Source organism: Amycolatopsis sp. NPDC051061 (assembly GCF_040682935.1).
GTDB lineage: Bacteria > Actinomycetota > Actinomycetes > Mycobacteriales > Pseudonocardiaceae > Amycolatopsis.
The window spans coordinates 13891-28888 of the sequence record NZ_JBFBBZ010000061.1 but is presented as its reverse complement, the minus strand read 5'-3'; the positions used below and the strand labels follow the sequence as shown (position 1 = coordinate 28888).

Genomic DNA, 14998 nt, shown 5'->3' with positions numbered 1-14998 from the left:
GACCCCGGAAAGTGGTGGTTTGGCTGGTGGCCCACTGGCAAGGAGGGCGTGGTTCCCGCAGGTCGCACGGGGTGTCTGTGCGGTGATCGGCAGCGTGGGGGATGGCGCGAAGGTGTGTAACTGAGTTCGCTGTGACGGGCGCCACTGGCGGAGCTGTCACAACGCGGCCGCGCGCGTCGTCAAGGGGGTGAAAGCGGACGACGGAAGGAAAGCACGATGGAAGCGCGCTTCAACATGTTCGAGAACGAAGTCACCAGCAAGTTCTTCAAGCGCCTGATCGCGGCATCGCGCCCGATCGAGGAGTCGTCCCTCCCGAAGGCGACGCAGGAGCTGGTGAAGATCCGCGCGAGCCAGATCAACGGCTGCGGAATGTGCCTGGACATGCACACGAAGGACGCGGCGGCGGCGGGCGAGACGGCGGTCCGCCTGGCGATGGTGGCGGCGTGGCGCGAGGCAGTGGTGTTCACCGAGGCGGAGCGCGCGGCCTTGGCGCTGGCGGAGGAGGGAACCCGCCTGGCGGACACCCACACCGGCGTCACCGACGAGACGTGGGACCAGATCCGCAAGCACTACGACGACGAGCAGATCGGCGCGCTGGTCTGCCTGGTGGCGGAGATCAACACCTGGAACCGGTTGAACGTGATCGCCCGCAACCCGGCGGGCGAGTACCAGCCGGGAATGTTCGGCTGAGGTTCGTTCGGCTCGAGGGGGCTTCGTTCGCTGGGGTGTGCGAGCGAGGCCCCTTCAGTGCGTTCGGTGGGAGACTGATCGGGTGGATGACGGGGGAAGCGGCAGAGCTCTGACGAGTGGCTGGCGCAAATGGACCCTGGCTGCGGCGATTGCGGGCGTCTTTACGCTGGTGTTGATCAGCTTTACGTCGGTCATGTCGGGTAGCTGGGTGAACATGCCGATGGCGCTGGTCTTCGGTGCCGGTGGCGTTCACCAGTGGGTCCGGTATCGGCAGTCACGCTGAGCTGTGGCTCGTTTCAGGCGCACATGGCCGGCTGGATCGCGAGGATCTGCTCCTGGTCTCTTCTCGACCTGGGCTTAGGCACCTTCTAGGTGCGCTGAGCTGCAGTTTTGTCTGTCATCAGTTCTCGCGGGTGCTTGCCTCTTCCTGACCTCTGACGGCCTGGCGGCCGACGCCACACCCCACCCTGCATCCCGATACGAAGCCAGCACGCGGCCGGTCGTGCCGGGTCAAGACACGCTTTCCCGTCTTGACGCGGTGCTACCGGCCGTTGTCACGATCAGGCTTCGGGATGGAGGTCCCTAACGGCGGTGCGTAACAGAGATCGACTCCCGAGCGACCCGTTTGTCACCACCGCTCGTAGCTCGTCGAGGAGGCCGGGATGGCTCAGGGGACTCGTGTGCCGCCGCGCGGCGCTGCGCCAGGTGACCCGCTGGCGGCCGTACCACCCAGCCGGCAGGCGAAGCGGAGCGGCAGCCCGCTGTGTCGGAAGCGGCTGCGGCCGCCAAGGCAAGGGGCTACATAGGCAACAGGCGCGCCGCCATCGGCGGCGCGCCTTGATTCCATAGAGCCAAGTTCGGCAAGTTGACGACACGAGTTGGAAATCGATGGAGTGGAATAATGGCTGATTCGGAGACGAAGCAAGACGATAATTCTGCCTCAGTAGATGGCAAGAAGAAGCGGTCTCGTGTACTGCAAGAGGACGTGCCAAGCTCCAGTTTGGAGCAAGCTATGAGGGTTCCTCGTGCTATTGCGGATAATTATGCATACAAGCCAACCAGGTCTTTGAATGTTGCTGAAGCAATTGGCATGACGCCGACATCAGGATCATTTCGTCTGATCACTGGTGCCGCCGCAGCGTATGGACTTACGACCGGTGCGGCGCAGGCGCCTGAAATCGGGTTGACGCCGATAGGTTTGCGGATTGTGCGGCCTACCTCAGAAGGCGACGATATTGTCGCCAAGCGGGAGGCTCTGCTTCAGCCAAAAATTATTGGTGACTTTTTGCGTCGCTACGACGGTGCTGCGATGCCGCCGGATAACATTGCGAAGAATGTCCTTCAGGAAATGGGGGTGCCCGCGGACCGGGCTGAGAAAGTTTTGGTGCAGATAACTGAAGATGCCCAAGCTTTGGGATTTATTCGAGAATGGAGCGGAAAGCGTTACGTCGATCTTGCTTCACCGGAGCGGGAGGCGGCAGCGGGTAAAGACGCTGCCGAAGATTCTTCTGAAGAAGGAGAAAATTCGCTCGAAGCGCTTGCGGTTCCAGTTGCTACGGTGCCCCCACGTGCGTCAACGACTGAAGTTCAGGTCAACCCTGCCCGGAATTCGCCCAGTGTATCTATGAACGCTGGAATTAACGTGAATGTCGAAATTCATATCGCGGCCGACGCGTCCACGGAGACAATCGAAGATATATTCCGAAACATGCGCCGATACATCTTGAGTGATGGCGGATCCGGAGATGAAGTCGATGGCTAGTGATAATTTCGACACTGAGTATCTTCGCCGAGTAAAGGAGTTTCAGGTCAGGGTCCGGCAACCGCCGGCTAGGCGTCTCGAAGCTGTGGTTCCTGCCAGGGGGCCACTCTCAGCGCGCGACGCGAGTATCCTGGAACGACTTCGAAGACATTCCGTTTCCCTTGCGGAATCATTGGAACAGGTCCTAAAAGACCTCAATGACCAAACGCGGCTGAGCTACATTGGACCTGCGGGCGAAATTCGTGAAGTTATGCGGGCGACGGTCCAGCTGTTTGCGCCTGATGAGGAGGTAAAGGCGCAGTCGTGGTTCAAGGGTACCGAGCAGGGTGGAAAAGTTAATCCTACTCAAAGCGAGCGCATCAGATATGCGGTACAGCAAAGAGATGGAAGTAAGGATCAGGTGAAGGGTGTTGATGATCTAGTTGATCAGCTGATCGGACAAGTTGGTAGGCAGACTTACTCTGCAGGAAGTGGTGCATTTCATGCGGGCACTGTGCAGAAGAAGGTTCGAAAGCTAACAGGCTGGGTCTTTGCCGTGTTGGATGAGGTTCTGCCTGAATAAACTAGCTGAAGAAAGTTTCGACATTGCCGGACAATGCGTGCTCAATTCGCATCTTAATTGAGCGGTGAATATTTAGGGATCCGATTTCCTGAGCGGTCCTCCATGTTACCTCTTTGCTTTCGCTGCTGGTGCTAGGTTTTCCTCCGGTAGGCTGGGCTCGAAAGCAGATTGAGAACTCCTGTCGGACCTCGCCGTCATCGTAGGCGATCACATGCTTTGGATCTGAGTACAGGCCAATTACCGTTGTGACCTCGCACTCAATGCCGGTCTCCTCGCGGACCTCTCGGACTGCAGCCTCGGCCAGTGTCTCGCCGAGTTCAAGCTGGCCGCCGGGGATTGAGTACAGGTCGTTGTCCGTGCGCTTGATCATCAGGATCCGGCCTTCGTCGTCCTGGATGAATGCCGACACCGCTACCGCGATGCTGTTCGCTTTCGGTGCGTTCGGGTCGTTGTAGTAGTCGACGCGGGTCATGCTGCCTCCTAGAAGCTGGCCGGCTTGGCGAGGTTCCAGACTGACTCGAAGCTCTCCGAGTACGTTTCGAAGAGGTCCCCAGCGGACAGCCTCCGCAGGTGGAGGGACGGGGCGTGAGCTCCCTGGAACCCGTACACGTGCGTATTGATGATCATCTCGTCGTCGAACCGGAAGATCGAGTTGTAGAGCGTCGTGTTGTGGAAGCGCATCTCCACCCCCTCGACCCCGACCAGCGGACGGTAAGACGCCAGCGCGTTGCGGATGCGTGCTGCAAGCGTCCCGTCGCCCAGTTGCTCTTCCTCGCCGCGTAGGGCAACACTGCCACCCTCGGGGTCTCCGAACGCGAGCCGGATTTGAGCGCCGGCCGCTGCCTTGGCTGTCAGGTCCTTGATGAACCGCGGGCGTTCCACTAGGAACAACGCAGCGTGGACCAGGATCTCAACGGTCTCCGCGGCTTCCTTAATCAGCCGATCCCACAGCTCGACGGGCACGGCGTTGCGGTGCGGGAAGACCTGCACAACCTCGGCGGCAGCCGTCTCGGCCCTGCGCTCCGGAGCCATGGAGTCCGGCCACAGGTAGGTCTCTGACTCGCGCACCATGGCGGCGATCTTGTGCCGGTGCTTGGGGTAAGGCGTCCGGTTCTTGGTGATCCAGCGCTCGACGGTCTTCTGGTCGACCCCGACAGCCTTGGCCACCTGCTCCAACGTCAGCCCGTTGCGCAGTAGTGCGTCACGCAGGCGTTCGTTCGCCATCGGCACCCCTTGGGACGTGTAGGGACGTCTTCAACGTACCAGGGACGTCCCAAGATGTCCTGCCACGTGGTGATCACGTCCCGCGTTTTGGCGGAGATTAGGTGTCAGGTTGCCGCGACACCGAGGAGGTAGACGTGACCATTCAAACCGCCGGCTGGCCGGCTGCCTTGGACAAGCGGGCGGTAACTCGTCGACGTGCGGCGTAGACGCCATCGCCGTACTGCGGAGGGAACTGGACGAGGTGAGCGCGGCACTGAACGCCACAGCGGCACGAGGCGGAGAGCCGCCAGAAGCTGCCGAGCTGGCAAGGGATTGGGCAAGTGAAGCAGGACATGGACGGGCTGGGGGTGCGCTGGGTAGTCGGCCCGAACATCGAGGTGACGGTGGAGGAGACCGGCCCGGAGCAGTCGTGCCCACCGGTCCTGGTGCTGGCCGGCGCGCCCTTCGTGCTGACGCTGGTCCCTCCGCACGACCAGGAAACGTGGCCGGAAACGGTGGCCTTCCTGCGGCAGCTCCGCGACCACGCGGACGAGCTGGCGGCGCTGCTGGAAGCCCGCGCAGAGAGGCGTGACCGTGCGGAACGCTGAGCCGAAGACGCTGCGCGACGCCCACGAGGTCGTGATGGACCGCAGACCGCCGAACGACGCGAACTCGTCGGTGTGGCTGGCGTTCCGGCTCGGCAACGCGCGGCTGTACAAAGCCGTCGCGGACGTCGATCGGGGTCATCGCCACGAGGCGCTGTATTGGGCCGGGTACGAGGAACGGCAGGCGGGTGAGATCTCGGTGAACCGTCAACCGGAGGCCAAGACCGCTGACTAGGCGTACATGGCCAGCCAGATCGCGATGTAGTGCGAAACCGCCGCGAGCACCGTGCAAGCATGGAAGAACTCGTGGTACCCGAAGGTCTCCGGCCAATGGTTCGGCCACTTCACCGCGTAGAACACCGCTCCGAGCGTGTAGAACAGCCCGCCCACGCAAAGCAGCACCACAGCCGCGACCCCGGCGTGCGTGAAAAGCTCAGGGAAGACGAACACCGCGACGTAGCCGAGAGCGATGTAGATCGGCACTCCGAGCCAGCGCGGCGCGTGGGGCCACAGCATCTTCAGCGCCACGCCGAGAATCGCGCCGCCCCAGACGATCGACAAGACCACGTACCCCGTCGGCTTGGACATCGCCAACAATGTGAACGGCGTGTACGTGCCCGCGATGAACAGGAAGATCATCGAGTGGTCGGCGCGCTTCATCCACTTGTACGCGCGGGGGCTCCAGAAGCGACGGTGGTACAGCGCGCTCACGCCGAACAACCCCAGCACCGTCAGGCCGTACACCGATGTCGCCAGCGTCGCGACCGAGGACACTGTGGACGCCGCCAAGGTGATCAGCGCCGCCGCTGCCGCCAAGGCACCGAAGAACGTCCAGAAGTGGATGTGGCCCCGCAACCGCGGGCGGAGGTCCACTACGGGCTCGGGTGGTGGTTCCGTCTTCACGCTCACCCTTCCAGGTTAAGGGACCGCAGGTTCCCCGGCAGCGGTCGAGTCACGCGCCTCACACCGGGTGCGTACTCTTCCTCGACGTGAGTGTTCGCTCCTTCTTGTCCGACGTCGTGTACAGCGCCTACGGCCGGCGCCTCATCCAGCAGGCCGCCGGCCGGCATCCCCGGCACATCGCCATCATGCTCGACGGTAACCGCCGGTGGGCTCGTGAAGCGGGCTTCGCGGACGTTTCGGACGGCCACCGCGCCGGAGCGAAGAAGATCGCGGACTTCCTGAGCTGGTGCCAGGAGGCCGACGTCGAGGTCGTCACCATGTGGCTGCTCTCGACCGACAACCTCAACCGCGACCCGGACGAGCTCACGCCGCTGCTGAAGATCATCACCGGCGTCACCGACGAGCTGGCCGCGCCCGGCAAGACCTGGCAGCTGCGGATCGTCGGCGCCCTCGACCTGCTGCCCGCCGACGTCGCGAAGCGGCTCAGCGAAGCCGCCGCGCGCACCGAGGGGCGGACCGGGATGGAGGTCAACGTCGCGGTCGGTTACGGCGGGCGACAGGAAATCGCCGATGCGGTCCGCAAGTTGCTGCTGCAGCACGCCGACGAGGGTACGACCATTCACGAGCTCGCGAAAATCCTCGACGTCGACCACATCTCCGAGCACCTCTACACGTCGGGGCAGCCGGATCCGGACCTCATCATCCGCACCTCCGGCGAACAACGGCTTTCCGGATTCCTGCTCTGGCAATCCGCCCATTCGGAATTCTGGTTCACCGAAGCGTATTGGCCGGCCTTCCGCCGGGTCGACTTCCTGCGCGCCATCCGCGACTACGCCTGGCGGCACCGCCGGTTCGGATCGTAGAAACCCGGATCGCAGAACCTGGATCGTGGAAACGCCGAAGGGCCCCGGAGCGAACTCCGAGGCCCTTCGAAAGCCGCACTCAGTGGTGGTGGTGCTCCAGCGAGTGCAGGATCAGCGCCGGGGTGGTGGCGATGCCCGTGTAGGCACCGGCGACCAGGGAGGCCGCACCGTAGCCCAGCGCGCCGCCGCCGTTGATGAACGTGGCGTAGGCGTCGCCGAACGTCGGGTCCGGGGTGCCGCCGTGGTCGCCCGTTGCGGCGAACGCGGTGCTGCCGATCATCATGAGGCCCGCAGCGGTGGCGGCGACGAAACCAGCCTTCTTCAGCACTTCGCACACTCCTAGGTAGATCTGTTGGGTACGGGCACCGGGTGAACCGGTGGTGTGTCCCGTAAGGAGAAAAATTACCCGCTTGCCCGGCTTCTCGTACGGTTTGTACGCCCATTGTGTGAGCCTGGCGCAGGCGCTTTCACTCGGACCGGTTCTCTATCGGTATTGCGGAATGCGCGGCGCAACTCGCCGTGGTAAAAGCCGTCAGTCGATCTTGTGAATACAACGGGTCAGCAATTCTCCCAAGATCATTCCGAAGGGTGGGTATCGATGGAGCGGCCAGTGACGCAGGGTGAGCGTCACGGGACGTCGATGTCGGACGACCGACAGTGAGGTGACGATCTGGCGAATCACCGTGTTGGCTCGCTGCGCGATCAGGCATTCGTAGGTACCTTCCGAGGTGAGGGCACGCGTTCCGTGCGAGTCCTCGCGGGAGGCCCTGGTCGTGACGGTGATCGAGGGGGCGGCGCAGCCGCCCACGAGACGCACGAGGGGGCCGGCACCCGGCCCTCGTGGCCGCGCCGACTGACCCACCGGTCAGGAGGAACGGTCCAGCCAGGGAGGTGCCCGGCCCAGCGAGTGCGGGCGTGAGGTGCACACGCCCTCGAGGGAGATGCCGTCGTGACTGCGCAGCGTTTGCCCCGTAAGGCCTCTGGCCGTTCTTCGACCGGTGCCGTTCCTGGCCCGGAGAAAGCCTCGACCTCGCCCGAATCCCAGCAGCACATGTACGTGCTCGACACGTCGGTCCTCCTTTCGGACCCGTGGGCGGTGACCCGGTTCGCCGAACACGCCGTCGTGCTTCCGCTGGTCGTCATCAGTGAACTGGAGGCGAAGCGCCACCACCCGGAGCTCGGCTGGTTCGCCCGGGAGTCCCTGCGCATGCTCGACGACCTGCGCCGGCAGTACGGCAGGCTCGACGCGCCGCTCCCCATCGGGGACCACGGCGGCACGCTGCAGGTGGAGCTGAACCACTCGGACCCGACGGTGCTCCCCGTCGGCTTCCGGACCGACTCCAACGACCACCGGATCCTCGCCTGCGCGCTCAACCTGGCGGCGGAGTTCCCGGCGGTCACCCTGGTGACGAAGGACATCCCGCTGCGGGTCAAGGCGGGTGCCGTGGGCCTGGAGGCCGACGAGTACCGCGCGCAGGAGGTCACGCCGTCCGGCTGGACGGGCATGGCGGACGTCGACGTCGAGCAGGACGTGCTGGACACGCTGTTCGGCGGCGGCACGGTCGACCCGGTCGAGTACGGCATGGACGAGCTCGCCGAACTGCCCTGCCACACCGGGCTGCGGCTGCTCGCGGGCACGTCCAGCGCGCTCGGGCGGATCACGGCGGACAAGCGCATCCGGCTGGTGCGCGGCGACCGCGAGGCGTTCGGCCTGCACGGCCGCAGCGCCGAGCAGCGCGTCGCGCTCGACCTGCTGCTCGACTCCGACGTCGGCATCGTCTCGCTGGGCGGACGAGCCGGCACCGGCAAGTCGGCGCTCGCGCTGTGCGCCGGCCTCGAGGCCGTGATGGAACGCCGTCAGCACCGCAAGGTCGTGGTGTTCCGGCCGGTCTACGCGGTCGGCGGCCAGGACCTCGGCTACCTGCCCGGGTCCGAGAGCGAGAAGATGCAGCCGTGGGCGCAGGCGGTGTTCGACACGCTCGGCGCGCTGGTCAGCCAGGAGGTCCTCGACGAGGTCTTCGACCGCGGCATGCTCGAGGTGCTCCCGCTGACGCACATCCGCGGCCGCTCGCTGCACGACACGTTCGTCATCGTCGACGAGGCGCAGTCACTGGAACGGAACGTCCTGCTCACGGTGCTTTCGCGGCTCGGCACGGCGTCGCGGGTGGTGCTCACCCACGACGTCGCCCAGCGCGACAACCTGCGCGTCGGCCGGCACGACGGCGTCTCGGCGGTGATCGAGAAGCTGAAGGGCCACCCGTTGTTCGCGCACGTCACGCTGACGCGCTCCGAACGCTCGCCGATCGCCGCCCTGGTCACCGAGATGCTGGAGGACCACGGCTGAGCTTGAAGTCCGTGAAGGCCCCCTTACCGGCGCTAAGAGCCGGTAAGGGGGCCTTCACGGCTTTTACCAGCCGGAGGGGAGGGGGCGGCCTTCGGCGAAGCCGGCCGCCGACTGGACGCCCAGCAGCGCGCGCTCGTGGAACTCCTCCAGGGTGCGCGCGCCCGCGTACGTGCACGAGGACCGGACGCCGGAGCCGATCGAGTCCAGCAGGTCCTCGACGCCCGGCCGGGCCGGGTCGAGGGCCATCCGCGACGACGAGATGCCCTCCTCGAACAACGCCTTCCGGGCGCGGTCGAAGACGTTGTCCGTCCGCGTCCGCGCGCCGACCGCGCGCTTCGACGCCATGCCGAACGACTCCTTGTAGGGCCGCCCCTGCTCGTCGAACCGCAGGTCGCCGGGGGATTCGTAGGTGCCGGCGAACCACGAGCCGACCATCGCCGCGGAGGCTCCCGCGGCCAGCGCCAGCGCGACGTCGCGGGGGTGGCGGACACCGCCGTCGGCCCAGACGTGCTTGCCCAGCTCACGCGCCGCGGCCGCGCAGTCGGCGACCGCGGAGAACTGCGGGCGGCCCACGCCGGTCATCATCCGCGTGGTGCACATCGCGCCCGGCCCGACGCCGACCTTGACGACGTCGGCGCCCGCCTGGATCAGGTCGCGCGTGCCCTCGGCGGTGACCACGTTCCCGGCGACCACCGGGACCTGCGGCGACACCGCCCGGACGGCCTTCAGCGCGGCGATCATCTTTTCCTGGTGCCCATGCGCGGTATCGACGACGAGCACGTCGACGCCGGAGCCGAGGACGGCTTCGGCCTTCGCCGCGACGTCGCCGTTCACGCCGACCGCGGCGGCGACGCGCAGCTTGCCGTCGCCGTCGACCGCCGGGGTGTAGATGTCCGCGCGCAGCGCCCCGACGGCGGTGAGCACGCCCGCGAGACGGCCCTCCGAGTCCAGGCCGAGGGCGAGCTGAGCGCCGTGGCGGTGGAGCTGCTCGAAGACCTCACGCGCCGGCGTGGTCAGCGGCACCGCGACGGTCGCGGGCTGCGCGACGTCGGCGAGACGCGCGAAGCGGTCGACGCCCGCGCAGGCCGCTTCGTCGACGATGCCGACCGGGCGGCCTTCGCCGTCGACGACCACGACGGCGCCGTGAGCGCGCTTGTGGACCAGGTTGAGGGCGTCGGCCACGGCGTCGCCGCCGGTCAGCACCAGCGGCGTGTCCCACACCGGGTGGCGGCTCTTGACCCAGCCGACGATCTCGGAGACGGCTTCGGTGTCCACATCTTGGGGGAGCACCACCAGCCCCCCGCGGCGGGCGACGGTCTCGGCCATCCGGCGGCCGGCGACCGCGGTCATGTTGGCGACGACGATCGGGATGGTCGCGCCGGTGCCGTCCGCGGTGGCGAGGTCGACGTCGAAGCGGGACTCCACGTCCGAACGGTTCGGCAGCAGGAACACGTCGTCGTAGGTCAGGTCGTGAGCGGGCCGGTGGCCGTCGAGGAAACGCACGAGTCCCCAGGCTACGTGGCCGGGCGCGAGACGGCGAACGCGGCCGGGGCCGTGGCAGGATCGGGGCATGAGCCGCCGCGACCGCGACACCGAGGGACGGGCCCGCAACGCACGGCCGCGCGACGGCCTCGGCCGGCCCCTGCCGTACGGCACCGACGGCGTCGAGCGCCAGCCGGAAGGCATCGCGAGGACGCCGTCGCAAACGCTTGCGGAGGCCCAGCAGCTCCTCGACGACGGCAAGCCGTTCCACGCGCACGAGGTCTTCGAGGACGCGTGGAAGACGACCGACGGGCCGGATCAGGAGTTGTGGCGCGGGTTGGCGCAACTGGCGGTCGGGTTGACGCACGCGGCGCGCGGCAACGCCGTCGGTGCGGCCGCCTTGCTCGAGCGGGGGGCGGCGAACATCGAGCCGTTCCGGGCCGAGCCGCCGCACGGTGTCGACGTCGCGGGGTTGCAGGAGTGGGCGCGAAGCTTGGCCGACGAGGCGAAGCAGCGCGTGCGGGTGTCGCCGACGCCGCCGCGGCTGAAGTGCTGACGGCGCTCGGCGCCGCGGTCATCGCGGCCGTCGCGTCGCTGGTCGGCGTGACGCTCGGGGCGTTGGTCGAGCCGTTGAAGCTCAACGCGGCGCGACGCGCCAAGCTGCGGCAGGACCGCGCCGACCGCTGCGGCCGGTTCATCGAAGCCGCGGCCCGGGCGCGGCAGCACCTCGTCAGCCTCAACGTCGGTCACCGCCGAGGAGAATCCGGCGAGGTGGCGAGCTACGAAGCCGACTACTACACAGCGCGTGCGGAACTGCGCTCGTTGCTCGGGCTCCTGGTGATGAGCGGCCCCGACGAGCTGGTCGACGCGGCCAGGGACGTCCGGAAGAAGGACATGGATCTGCACCACGTACGGCATGAGCCGGACGAAGGCGGCGAGTTCGACCAGTTTCAGCTGCCGCCCGTCGTGCGGAAGGCCGTGACCGCGGTGGACCGGGCGATCGAGGAGTTCGCCCTCGTCGCCCGGAAGCACACCTCTTAAGCCTCGTCCCAGCCGGTCGAAGCGGTCTTCTCCGCGCCCAGCGTCGTGCCTTCGCCGTGACCCGTGTGCACCTTCGTCGCCTCCGGGAGCGTGAACAGCTTCTCGCGGATGGACTGCACGATCGTCGGGTAGTCCGAATAGGACCGTCCGGTCGCGCCCGGGCCGCCGTGGAACAGCGTGTCACCGGTGAACAAGACGCCGAGGTCTTCGGCGTACAGGCACACCGCGCCGGGCGCGTGCCCCGGGGTGTGGATGACGCGCAACGCCGTGCCCGCGATCGTGATCGTCCGGCCGTCCGCCAGCTCGCCGTCCGGCGCGCGGTCCGGGTGCGTCTGGTCCCAGAGGACGCGGTCGTCCGGGTGCAGCAGGATCGGCGCGCCCGTGGCCGCGGCCAGCTCCGGGGCCGCGTTGACGTGGTCGTTGTGCGCGTGGGTGCAGACGATCGCCGCCAGCTTTCGCTCGCCGACGACGTTCCCGATCGCCTTCGCGTCGTGGGCCGCGTCGATCACGATCACTTCCGTGTCGTCGCCCACGATCCACACGTTGTTGTCGACGTCCCAGCTGCCCCCGTCGAGCTGGAAGGTGCCGGACGTCACCAGGTTCTGCACGATCGCCGTCATGTGCCCGACCCTAACGCGGTCAGCCAGGTCTTCGCGGGCCGGCAGACGAGTTCGCCGCCGACGACCCGGCACCACGTCCGGTAGTCGTCCGAGTAGAGGCGCTCGCCGACCCAGTGGTAGCCGGGGCCGGGCTCGGTGCGCGGCGTGAAGGGGACGAAGTTCGCCGCGTCGTCGATGCTGCCGCTGCCGTCGTACCGGGCGACCGCCGGGTACGGGTAGACCGGACGGCTGCGCGTCGCGTTCGACGCGACCACCTTGCCGGGCGCCTTGCCGCTCTCCGCCCAGGCCATCACCGGCGTCAGGACGTCGAAGGTGTTCGGGCCGTCGCCACCGCCGCAGTGCGCGACGCCGGGGAACAGGTACAGCCGGGCGAAGCTGTCGACGCGAGTCGCGGCGCGCAGGGCGTCCCAGTACGCGAGCGTGGACTGCGGCGAGATGTGCTGGTCGTTCCAGCCGTGCCAGAGCAGCAGCTTGCCGCCGGCGCGCTGGAAGCTCGTCAGGTCGGGGTCCATCGCCGCCAGGTAGCTCGACGACTGGACGGTCTTCCAGAACGACGCCACGGTGAACTTCAGGTCCGACAGCTGGAAGTCCGGGTCCTGCGCGCCGGGGAAGGCGAGGTAACGCAGGTACGACAGGGCGAAGTTCGCGCTGGCGGACGGCCCGGTCGGCGTCGCCGGGACGAACAGCGACCACTCGAGCTCCGAACCCCACTCGTGTGCGATCGCGGGCTCGAGGCGGCGGCCCTGCGCGTCGGTGGCGCCGTCGTGCAGCTTGCGGACGACGGCCGCCTCGGCCGGGCTGAGGCAGGTCGCCGGGTCCTGGCCGGCCGCGCAGGCGAGCGTGGCGGGGTCGAGGTGGCACCAGCGGGGATCGTCGAGCTGACCGTCACGCAGGCCGTCGAGCGCGTCGCACGCCTTGAGCACGGCGGTGTGGACGAGCGGGAGCTTGCCGGCGAGCAGGATGGCGTGGCCGTCCGCGTCGAGGTTGGCGACGACGTTCCAGGCGTGGTGGAAGGTGTTCTGCACGGCCATGTCGTTGGCGGGCGCGCCGGCGGCGATGCCGTCGAAGTCGTCCGGGTAGCGCTGGGCCTCCATGAGCGCTTCGCGGCCGCCGTCGGAGCAGCCGGTGAAGTAGGAGTACGCCGGGGCGCGGCCGTAGAACCGGCTGATGAGCGCCTTGACGACCTGGGACGTCACGTGCACGCCGCGGTAGGCGAAGTCGATCTGCGCCTGCGGGTCGTCCAGGGCCCAGGAGCCGTCGTTCTGGCCTTGGTGGCCCATGTCGGTGGTCGCGCCGGCGAGGGTGCCGTCGACGACGAGCGGGCACGTCGAAGCCTGGCCGTAGTTGATGTTCGCGCTGCCGCACAGCCCGCCGCAGCCGGTCTGGACGTACCGCTGGGTCCAGCCGTTCACGGGCAGGCGGGCGACGACGGTGTTCGCGGGCGCGACCGTGGCCTTGACCTCGCAGTAGGGCGCCGGGGTCCCGGTGGTCACGACGGTGGCGGACTGGATGGTGACCTTCGCGTCTCTTCCGGAGAGGTCGAGCTCCGGGACGTCATCGCAGGTCATCACGGGTTTGAGGGCGGGGAGGTCCCGCAGTCCGTCCGACGTCACCGGGCGGGCGTCGGCGACGGCCGGCTGAGCCGCGAGGAGAAGGAGGGCGGCGATGAGGCAGCGCTTGAGACCCGGCATTGCTCGTTCTCCTCTGCACGGAGGGAAGTTGCCGGGAGGGGACGCTACGGCGTTGTCGCCGAGATTGTCAACGATTTCTTCGACAGTCGGCGATCGAGGAGGAGCGCGCCGACGGCGAGCGCGGTGAAGAACAGGCCGATGACGACGCAGTTGAGCGTCACGCGTCCGTAGCCGAGCGCGGCGGCGTCGACGAACGGGTACGGGTAGAAGCCGGTGATCGCGCCGCGCGGCAGCGTGAAGGCGAGCCAGGCCAACGGGTAGAGCAGTGACCACCGGACCGCGCGCCAGGTCAGGACGCCGCGCGGCCCGGCGACGAGCCAGCCGAGCACGAACAGGATCGGCGTGACCTTGTGCAGCATGGTGTCCGAGAACAGCGAAAGCCCGTGCAGTTCGTACAGGCCGGCGAGGGCGACCTGGTAGACGATGCCCGTCACGATGATGCCGACCAGCGCGTCCAGCCAGAGGACGGCGAACAGGTTCTGACGGGTGACGCCGAGCGCGACGAGCACCGAGGTGACGGTGACCAGCAGGTTCGAGTCGATCGTGAAGAAGCAGAGCAGGTTCGCGACCCGGCCGCCGGGATCGCTCGCGGTGGCGATCACCTGGGTCACGAGGCCGGCCAGCGCGACCGCGGCGGTGACCGCGAACCAGGCGCGGGTGAGCTTTTCGCTGCGCATCCCCGGAGGATAGCTCCACTGTGGACGGACGGGCGCGCCCCGGTGCCGAGCCGCACCGGGGCGCTCGGTCGTCAGGCCGTGGTGAGAGCGTCCCGGAGGGTGGTGAACGCTTCGTATTCGGCCTTCTGCTCGACGGGCAGCTGGTAGCCGGCGGCGAGCAGCTTCGGCACGGAGGGGAGGATGCTGAGCTTGAAGCTCTGCCCGTCGGTCGTCTTGATCACGAACCGGCCTTGGAGATCACGTTTCTTGACCGACGCCCGGTTCGCCTCCGTGATCGTCAGCGGGGTGCCCGGCGTGACCGTCCCGCTCTTTTCTTCGAGCGGGACGATCACGAGATCGGTCTGCCCCGGCCGGAAACCCACCGCGAAATTGCTGACGGTGGTCGTGCGGAAAACGATGAAGTTCTTTTGCTTGATTTCCGCGGCGTAAACCTTCGTGTACCCGGCGCCGCCTTCGACGGCCGAGTCGAAGGCGGCGTGGATCGCCGCTTTGAGCTGTTCCTTGCTTGCCACTTGTGCTCCTCCATGACCGCTCGGGGACTGAGCGGGTCTGCCA

Annotated in this window: 19 protein-coding genes; 10 read left to right on the top strand and 9 right to left on the bottom strand. The window is 67.2% G+C overall.

What is annotated here, in order from left to right; translation table 11 throughout:
* Positions 1–216 precede the first annotated feature (216 nt).
* The 4 genes from AB0N03_RS45430 (at position 217) to AB0N03_RS45415 (ending at position 3014) form a co-directional block, all read left to right on the top strand.
* Positions 217–690 (top strand): carboxymuconolactone decarboxylase family protein, encoded by a 474-nt coding sequence (locus AB0N03_RS45430; RefSeq protein ID WP_364386490.1) that lies wholly within the window; start codon positions 217–219, stop codon positions 688–690.
* A gap of 82 nt (positions 691–772) precedes the next feature.
* Positions 773–973: a hypothetical protein gene (locus AB0N03_RS45425; RefSeq protein ID WP_364386488.1), complete on the top strand. Its 201-nt coding sequence runs from the start codon at positions 773–775 to the stop codon at positions 971–973.
* 618 nt (positions 974–1591) lie between these two features.
* Positions 1592–2452, top strand: coding sequence for a hypothetical protein (locus AB0N03_RS45420; RefSeq protein ID WP_364386486.1), 861 nt, complete (start codon positions 1592–1594; stop codon positions 2450–2452).
* Positions 2421–3014: a hypothetical protein gene (locus AB0N03_RS45415; protein ID WP_364386484.1), complete on the top strand. Its 594-nt coding sequence runs from the start codon at positions 2421–2423 to the stop codon at positions 3012–3014. The genes AB0N03_RS45420 and AB0N03_RS45415 overlap by 32 nt, the downstream gene beginning before the upstream one ends.
* Before the next feature lies 1 nt (position 3015).
* On the opposite strand, the gene AB0N03_RS45410 is transcribed toward AB0N03_RS45415, so the two are convergent.
* Together AB0N03_RS45410 and AB0N03_RS45405 are read right to left on the bottom strand one after the other, a co-directional pair.
* Positions 3016–3486, bottom strand: coding sequence for an NUDIX domain-containing protein (locus AB0N03_RS45410; RefSeq protein WP_364386482.1), 471 nt, complete (start codon positions 3484–3486; stop codon positions 3016–3018).
* A gap of 8 nt (positions 3487–3494) precedes the next feature.
* Positions 3495–4238, bottom strand: coding sequence for a DUF5919 domain-containing protein (locus AB0N03_RS45405; RefSeq protein ID WP_364386480.1), 744 nt, complete (start codon positions 4236–4238; stop codon positions 3495–3497).
* Positions 4239–4558: 320 nt separating this feature from the next.
* Here AB0N03_RS45405 and AB0N03_RS45400 point away from each other — a divergent pair, with 320 nt between their 5' ends.
* Together AB0N03_RS45400 and AB0N03_RS45395 are read left to right on the top strand one after the other, a co-directional pair.
* Positions 4559–4825 (top strand): hypothetical protein, encoded by a 267-nt coding sequence (locus AB0N03_RS45400; RefSeq protein WP_364386478.1) that lies wholly within the window; start codon positions 4559–4561, stop codon positions 4823–4825.
* On the top strand, positions 4806–5057 hold the full coding sequence (locus AB0N03_RS45395) for an AMED_5909 family protein (protein WP_364386476.1): 252 nt from the start codon (positions 4806–4808) through the stop codon (positions 5055–5057). Before AB0N03_RS45400 ends, AB0N03_RS45395 begins: the two co-directional genes overlap by 20 nt.
* Here the strand turns inward: AB0N03_RS45395 and AB0N03_RS45390 are convergent.
* Positions 5054–5695 (bottom strand): hemolysin III family protein, encoded by a 642-nt coding sequence (locus tag AB0N03_RS45390; protein WP_364386532.1) that lies wholly within the window; start codon positions 5693–5695, stop codon positions 5054–5056. The two genes, AB0N03_RS45395 and AB0N03_RS45390, sit on opposite strands and share 4 nt — an antisense overlap.
* 116 nt (positions 5696–5811) lie before the next feature.
* On the opposite strand from AB0N03_RS45390, the gene AB0N03_RS45385 reads away from it, so the two are divergent.
* Positions 5812–6588, top strand: a complete 777-nt coding sequence (locus tag AB0N03_RS45385; RefSeq protein ID WP_329055302.1) for an isoprenyl transferase — start codon at positions 5812–5814, stop codon at positions 6586–6588.
* 79 nt (positions 6589–6667) lie between these two features.
* Here the strand turns inward: AB0N03_RS45385 and AB0N03_RS45380 are convergent, their stop codons facing one another.
* Positions 6668–6916 carry a hypothetical protein gene (locus AB0N03_RS45380; protein WP_364386474.1) on the bottom strand — a complete coding sequence of 83 codons (249 nt, stop codon included), beginning with the start codon at positions 6914–6916 and terminating at the stop codon, positions 6668–6670.
* 723 nt (positions 6917–7639) lie between these two features.
* On the opposite strand from AB0N03_RS45380, the gene AB0N03_RS45375 reads away from it, so the two are divergent.
* A complete protein-coding gene (locus AB0N03_RS45375) occupies positions 7640–8932 on the top strand; it encodes a PhoH family protein (protein ID WP_364386472.1) in 1293 nt (430 codons plus the stop codon).
* Positions 8933–8995: 63 nt separating this feature from the next.
* Here the strand turns inward: AB0N03_RS45375 and AB0N03_RS45370 are convergent, their stop codons facing one another.
* On the bottom strand, positions 8996–10435 hold the full coding sequence (locus tag AB0N03_RS45370; protein ID WP_364386470.1) for a GuaB1 family IMP dehydrogenase-related protein: 1440 nt from the start codon (positions 10433–10435) through the stop codon (positions 8996–8998).
* Positions 10436–10502: 67 nt separating this feature from the next.
* Between AB0N03_RS45370 and AB0N03_RS45365 the strand changes: the two genes are divergently transcribed.
* On the top strand, positions 10503–10970 hold the full coding sequence (locus AB0N03_RS45365; RefSeq protein ID WP_364386468.1) for a DUF309 domain-containing protein: 468 nt from the start codon (positions 10503–10505) through the stop codon (positions 10968–10970).
* Positions 10895–11455, top strand: coding sequence for a hypothetical protein (locus AB0N03_RS45360; RefSeq protein WP_364386466.1), 561 nt, complete (start codon positions 10895–10897; stop codon positions 11453–11455). Before AB0N03_RS45365 ends, AB0N03_RS45360 begins: the two co-directional genes overlap by 76 nt.
* On the opposite strand, the gene AB0N03_RS45355 is transcribed toward AB0N03_RS45360, so the two are convergent.
* From AB0N03_RS45355 to AB0N03_RS45340, 4 genes are all read right to left on the bottom strand, one after another.
* Complete coding sequence (locus AB0N03_RS45355; protein WP_364386464.1) at positions 11452–12075, bottom strand: MBL fold metallo-hydrolase; 624 nt, start codon at positions 12073–12075, stop codon at positions 11452–11454. The genes AB0N03_RS45360 and AB0N03_RS45355 overlap by 4 nt on opposite strands.
* The gene (locus tag AB0N03_RS45350) at positions 12072–13766 is read right to left on the bottom strand and encodes a tannase/feruloyl esterase family alpha/beta hydrolase (RefSeq protein WP_364386462.1); all 1695 of its coding nucleotides are present in this window, start codon (positions 13764–13766) and stop codon (positions 12072–12074) included. Before AB0N03_RS45350 ends, AB0N03_RS45355 begins: the two co-directional genes overlap by 4 nt.
* Before the next feature lie 44 nt (positions 13767–13810).
* Positions 13811–14443 (bottom strand): Pr6Pr family membrane protein, encoded by a 633-nt coding sequence (locus tag AB0N03_RS45345; protein WP_364386460.1) that lies wholly within the window; start codon positions 14441–14443, stop codon positions 13811–13813.
* Between the two features lie 71 nt (positions 14444–14514).
* Positions 14515–14955: a hypothetical protein gene (locus AB0N03_RS45340; RefSeq protein ID WP_364386458.1), complete on the bottom strand. Its 441-nt coding sequence runs from the start codon at positions 14953–14955 to the stop codon at positions 14515–14517.
* Between the last annotated feature and the right edge of the window lie 43 nt (positions 14956–14998).

Bases quoted from the DNA above. Each gene is read 5' to 3' on its own strand.
- AB0N03_RS45350 (WP_364386462.1), bottom strand. From the start codon at position 13,766: ATGCCGGGTCTCAAGCGCTGCCTCATCGCCGCCCTCCTTCTCCTCGCG.
- AB0N03_RS45420 (WP_364386486.1), top strand. From the start codon at position 1,592: ATGGCTGATTCGGAGACGAAGCAAGACGATAATTCTGCCTCAGTAGAT.
- AB0N03_RS45410 (WP_364386482.1), bottom strand. From the start codon at position 3,486: ATGACCCGCGTCGACTACTACAACGACCCGAACGCACCGAAAGCGAAC.
- AB0N03_RS45345 (WP_364386460.1), bottom strand. From the start codon at position 14,443: ATGCGCAGCGAAAAGCTCACCCGCGCCTGGTTCGCGGTCACCGCCGCG.
- AB0N03_RS45415 (WP_364386484.1), top strand. From the start codon at position 2,421: ATGGCGGATCCGGAGATGAAGTCGATGGCTAGTGATAATTTCGACACT.
- AB0N03_RS45355 (WP_364386464.1), bottom strand. From the start codon at position 12,075: ATGACGGCGATCGTGCAGAACCTGGTGACGTCCGGCACCTTCCAGCTC.
- AB0N03_RS45430 (WP_364386490.1), top strand. From the start codon at position 217: ATGGAAGCGCGCTTCAACATGTTCGAGAACGAAGTCACCAGCAAGTTC.
- AB0N03_RS45365 (WP_364386468.1), top strand. From the start codon at position 10,503: ATGAGCCGCCGCGACCGCGACACCGAGGGACGGGCCCGCAACGCACGG.
- AB0N03_RS45375 (WP_364386472.1), top strand. From the start codon at position 7,640: ATGTACGTGCTCGACACGTCGGTCCTCCTTTCGGACCCGTGGGCGGTG.
- AB0N03_RS45405 (WP_364386480.1), bottom strand. From the start codon at position 4,238: ATGGCGAACGAACGCCTGCGTGACGCACTACTGCGCAACGGGCTGACG.